Origin of the sequence: Cellulomonas hominis (assembly GCF_005239125.1) — a bacterium.
Classification (GTDB): domain Bacteria; phylum Actinomycetota; class Actinomycetes; order Actinomycetales; family Cellulomonadaceae; genus Cellulomonas; species Cellulomonas hominis_A.
On record NZ_SZYE01000252.1, the window covers coordinates 1 to 4,439 of the forward strand.

At 77.2% G+C, this 4,439-nt stretch carries 4 protein-coding genes; 1 reads left to right on the forward strand and 3 read right to left on the reverse strand.

The features are described from left to right. The 3 genes from FA014_RS18220 to FA014_RS18230 form a co-directional block, all read right to left on the reverse strand. On the reverse strand, nucleotides 1-533 hold a 533-nt coding region (locus FA014_RS18220; RefSeq protein ID WP_154731036.1), incomplete at its 3' end, for a LacI family DNA-binding transcriptional regulator. 56 nt (nucleotides 534-589) lie between these two features. Further along, the gene (locus tag FA014_RS18225) at nucleotides 590-1,915 is read right to left on the reverse strand and encodes a S1C family serine protease (RefSeq protein ID WP_154731037.1); all 1,326 of its coding nucleotides are present in this window, start codon (nucleotides 1,913-1,915) and stop codon (nucleotides 590-592) included. Between the two features lie 118 nt (nucleotides 1,916-2,033). Continuing rightward, a complete protein-coding gene (locus tag FA014_RS18230; RefSeq protein ID WP_154731038.1) occupies nucleotides 2,034-3,257 on the reverse strand; it encodes an amidohydrolase in 1,224 nt (407 codons plus the stop codon). Nucleotides 3,258-3,373: 116 nt separating this feature from the next. On the opposite strand from FA014_RS18230, the gene FA014_RS18235 reads away from it, so the two are divergent. Continuing rightward, complete coding sequence (locus FA014_RS18235) at nucleotides 3,374-4,375, forward strand: ketopantoate reductase family protein (protein WP_154731039.1); 1,002 nt, start codon at nucleotides 3,374-3,376, stop codon at nucleotides 4,373-4,375. Nucleotides 4,376-4,439 lie beyond the last annotated feature (64 nt).

The window sequence follows — 4,439 nt, forward strand, 5'->3', positions numbered from 1 at the left end:
CCGAGCACGGCGATCCGCCGCCGGCCCGTCTCGACCAGGTGGGCGACGGCGGCGGCCACCGCGGGGTCCGCGTCGACCGCGGCCGCGGCCCCCGGCTCGACCCGCTCCCCCAGCAGCACCGCCGGCAGCGCCGCGGCGTCGGCGTCCTGGGCGCCCACCCCCAGCGCGTACAGCAGCACGCCGTCCAGCCCTCCGCCGCGGCCGCGCAGCAGCGCGAGCTCGCGGTCCCGGTCACCACCCGTCGGGTCGACGAGCACCGTCAGGCCGCGCCGGCCGGCCTGCTGCAGCACCGCGTGCGCGAGCTCGGCGTAGTACGGCTCGCGCAGGTCGGGCAGCCCGAGGCCGATGACGCCGGACCGCCCGGTGCGCAGCGTCCGCGCGGCGGGGTTGAGCCGGTAGCCGAGCTCGTCGATCGCCGCGAGTACCCGCGCCCGCTTGTCCGGGCTGATGTGCGGCTCGTCGTTGACCACCCGGGACACCGTCTTCGCGGACACGGCGGCGCGGCGCGCGACGTCCTGCATCGTGACGGCCATGGTGCGTCAGCGTAGGGCCTGGCCGTGGCGTGCGGGCGGGCGCGCCCGGGCCGGGGTCAGTCCGCCGGGCCCGCGATCAGGGTGACGGTCGCCGTCTGCGCGGTGCCGTCGGTGGCGGTCCAGGTCAGCGTCACCTGGTCGCCGGGGGCGTGCGCCGCGAGCGCCGCGCTCAGCGCGTCGGCGTCCGCGACGGCGGTGCCGTCGACGGCGGTGATCGTGTCACCCGCCGCGAGGCCGGCCTGCGCCGCCGGCGTGCCGTCGACGACGCCCGCGACGGCCGCCCCGGCACCCGCCGAGCCGGTCGACCCGTCCGCGCCCGGGAGCGTCGTGCCGCCGGTCGCCAGCTGCACGCCGAGGAACGCCGGGTAGCCGAGCGTGATCGTGCCGGAGTCCTGGCCCGCGACGATCTGCGCCGCCACGTCCAGGGCGTCGTCGACCGGGATGGCGAAGCCGGTGATGTCCGCCGACCCCGAGGACGCCGCCGTCGTGAGGCCGACGACCTCGCCCTGGTCGTCGAGCAGCGCACCGCCGGAGTCGCCCGACACCACGTCGGCGTCGACCTGGATCAGCCCGGTCAGCGCCTCGCCGGACGAGACGCCCTCGGCGCGGGTGGTGATCGACTGGTCCAGCGCGGTGACGGTGCCGTCCGCCGCGAGCAGCACGCCCCCGCCCTCCGCGTTGCCGACCGCCGTGACCGCGTCGCCCACGGCGAGGTCGCCGTCGGTGTCGAGCGCAGCCGTGGTCAGGCCGGACGCGCCCACGAGCTGGAGGACGGCGACGTCGGCGGTGGCGTCGGTGCCGACGACCTGCGCGGTGTACGTCGCGCCGGTGGTGCCGATCGTCACGGTGATCTGGGTGGCGCCCTCGACGACGTGGTTGTTCGTCAGCACCAGCCCGTCCGAGGTGAGGACGACGCCGCTGCCCGCGGCCTCGGCCGATTGGTAGCCGAGCACGGTGTCGATCAGCACCACGCCCTGCTGCTGGGCCTCGGTCGCGGTGCCGGTGTCGAGGGTGGCGGTCGAGGACGAGCCGGAGGCGCCGGGGAAGTCGGTCGAGGGGCTGCCGTAGCCGTACCCGTAGCCGGAGGACGAACCGCCCTGCGACCGGCCGGAACCCGGAGCGCCCCCCGACCCGGAGGCGCTGCCGTCCCGGCCGGCCGAGGCGGTCAGGCCCGTGCCGGACTCGCTCGCGGGCCGGCCGAGCGCGGCCGCCGACGCGCCCAGGACCAGCGCCCCGGCGACGGCGCCCGAGGCGACCAGCGCGACCGCGGTGCGCCGGGGCCGGGAGCGCCGGGGCGCCGGCGGCACGGGGCCGACCTCGGGCCGGTGCGCGGGCTCCTGCTGCGGGTCGGTCGGCCGGGCGGCCTGGTCGTGCTGGTCCATGGGGACACCTCCTGCGGGGCGCCGCTGTGGCGCCGACAGGAGCAAGAGAACGCCCCGTCCCCGGACGTCGGCTGACCCCTCCCTGAGCGCCACCCATGAACCCCGGCGCGCGACGGCGTCAGGCGGTGAACCGCTCCGACCGCTCGACCACGTGGGCCGTCCGGGTCGCCTCGTCCCAGGTGTAGACCGTGCGGCCCTCGATGAGGACGTGCTCGGCGCGCGCGTGCACGTCCAGCGGGTCGCCCGACCAGATGACCACGTCGCCGTCGCGCCCCGGCTCCAGCGCGCCGACCCGGTCGTCCAGGCCGAGGAACGCCGCCGGGTTGACGGTCAGCGCCTCGAGCGCGGTCTGCCGCGGCAGGCCGTCCTTCACCGCGAGCGTCGCCTGGTGCACCAGGAAGTTGATCGGCACCACCGGGTGGTCGGTGGTGATCGCGACCCGCACGCCGGCCTTCGCGAGCGCCGCGAGGTTCGCGATGGCGCGGTCGCGGAGCTCGACCTTCGACCGCGAGGTGAACATCGGGCCGAAGATCACCGGGATGTCCCGCTCGGCGATCACGTCGGCGATCTTGTGGCCCTCGGTGCCGTGGTTGAGCACGAGGCGGTAGCCGAACTCGTCGGCGAGCCGGATCGCGGTCACCAGGTCGTCGTGCCGGTGCGCGTGCTGGTCCCAGGCGAGCTCCCCGTCCAGCACCCGCGCCAGCGTCTCCAGGCCGAGGTCGACCTTGAACGGCTCGCCCTTGGCCTCCGCCGCGGCCCGGGCGGCGCGGTAGTGCTGCGCGTCCGTGAACGCCTGCCGGATGATCAGCGCGGTCCCGAGCCGGGTCGACGGGGTCTGCTTCTTCTCGGCGTACACCCGCTTCGGGTTCTCGCCCAGCGCCGACTTCACGCTGACCGCGGCCTTGATGACCTGCTCGTCGATGGTGCGGCCGCCCCAGGACTTGAGCGCGACGGACTGGCCGCCGATCGGGTTGCCCGAGCCCGGCTTCACCACGACGGACGTCACCCCGCCGGACAGCGCGTCGCGGAAGCCCTCGTCGTCGATGTTGACCGCGTCGATCGCGCGGACGGCCGCCATGTTCGGGCCGGTCATCTCGTTGGTGTCGTTGCCCGCGACGCCCTCGCCCTCCTCGTGGATGCCCACGTGGCCGTGCGCCTCGACGAAGCCGGGCAGCACCCAGCGGCCGGTCGCGTCGATCACGGTCGCGCCCTCGGGGACCGCGACGTCGGCGCCGACGGCCTCGATGCGGCCGTCGCGGATCAGGACGGTGCCGCCGTCGATCGGGTCGGAGGAGACGGGGACGACATGGCCGCCGGTGACGGCGACGACGGAGGAGGTCATGGCCTCCACCGTACGTCGGCGCCCGGGGCGGCCCGGACGTCCCGCCGTCCCGGCCGGCGGTGCCGCGCGCCGGCGCCGCGCGCCGCGGGCCGTCCGGGTGTGGCACGGTGGCACGCGTGCGATACGTGATCATCGGCGCCGGCGCTGTCGGCGGGACCATCGGCGGGCTGCTGGCGGAGGCGGGGCGCGAGGTCGTGCTCGTCGCGCGCGGCGCCCACCTCGACGCGCTGCGGGCCGACGGCCTGCACCTGACCACCCCCGCCGGCGCGCGGGTCGTGCGCGCCGCGACGGCCGCCGGGCCCGAGGACGTCGACCTGCGTCCGGGCGACGTGCTGGTGCTCGCCGTGAAGGGGCAGGACACCGCCGCGACCACGGCGCAGTGGGCGGGCCGGCCGGTCGCCGGCGGACGCACCGCGGGCGAGGACCTGCTGCTCGTCTGCGCGCAGAACGGGGTCGACAACGAGCGCACGGCGCTGCGCCGGTTCGCCCGGGTGGCCGGGATGTGCGTGTGGCTGCCCGCGACGTTCCTCGAGCCCGGCCGGGTCTCGGCGGCGGGCAGCCCCGTGACCGGCGTGCTCACGCTCGGCTCGTACCCGGCCGCCGCGCCGGACCCCGACCTGGCGGCCGTCGCGGCGGACCTGGAGGCCGTCGGCTTCCGCGCGCCGGTCGTACCGGACGTCATGGCGTGGAAGTACGCGAAGCTGCTGAGCAACCTCGGCAACGCCGTCGAGGCCCTGTGCGGCCCGGTTCGCGAGCCCGCCGCGAAGGAGCTGCTGACCGCGACGGTCGCGGAGGCCCGCGAGGTGCTGGCGGCCGCGGGGATCGAGCCGACGTCGCCCGAGGAGGAGGCGGAGGCGCGCGGGGACTTCACCCTCGTCGAGCTGCCCGGGGTCACGCGGCGCGGCGGGTCGTCCTGGCAGAGCCTCGTGCGCGGCGCCGGGTCGATCGAGGCCGCCTACCTGAACGGCGAGATCGTGCTGCTCGGCCGGCTGCACGGGGTCGCGACCCCGCTGAACGCGGCGCTGCTCCGGCTGGCCGAGGCGGCCGCGGCGGGCGGCGAGCAGCCCGGCGGCCACGACGCGGCCGAGATCCTGGGCGCCGCCCGGGCCGCGGCCTGAGCGGGGCGACGGGCGTGGTGGAGCAGACGGGGCCGGCGGGGGCGGCCGGCGACGGTCCGGGGGC